1 rRNA gene is annotated in these 403 nt (G+C 54.3%); it reads right to left on the bottom strand.

Features of this window, described 5'->3' with window-relative positions:
- A 16S ribosomal RNA gene (locus IG629_RS22505) occupies nt 1–403 on the bottom strand; the annotation flags it as partial.

The following is a 403-nucleotide window of genomic DNA, read 5'->3' as shown; positions in this document are numbered from 1 at the left end:
CTCTGCCCCCGAAGGGGACGTCCTATCTCTAGGATTGTCAGAGGATGTCAAGACCTGGTAAGGTTCTTCGCGTTGCTTCGAATTAAACCACATGCTCCACCGCTTGTGCGGGCCCCCGTCAATTCCTTTGAGTTTCAGTCTTGCGACCGTACTCCCCAGGCGGAGTGCTTAATGCGTTAGCTGCAGCACTAAGGGGCGGAAACCCCCTAACACTTAGCACTCATCGTTTACGGCGTGGACTACCAGGGTATCTAATCCTGTTCGCTCCCCACGCTTTCGCTCCTCAGCGTCAGTTACAGACCAGAGAGTCGCCTTCGCCACTGGTGTTCCTCCACATCTCTACGCATTTCACCGCTACACGTGGAATTCCACTCTCCTCTTCTGCACTCAAGTTCCCCAGTTT

Origin of the sequence: Nisaea nitritireducens (assembly GCF_014904795.1) — a bacterium.
GTDB classification, from domain to species: Bacteria; Pseudomonadota; Alphaproteobacteria; order Thalassobaculales; family Thalassobaculaceae; genus Nisaea; species Nisaea nitritireducens.
This window is presented reverse-complemented; position numbering and strand designations above follow the sequence as displayed.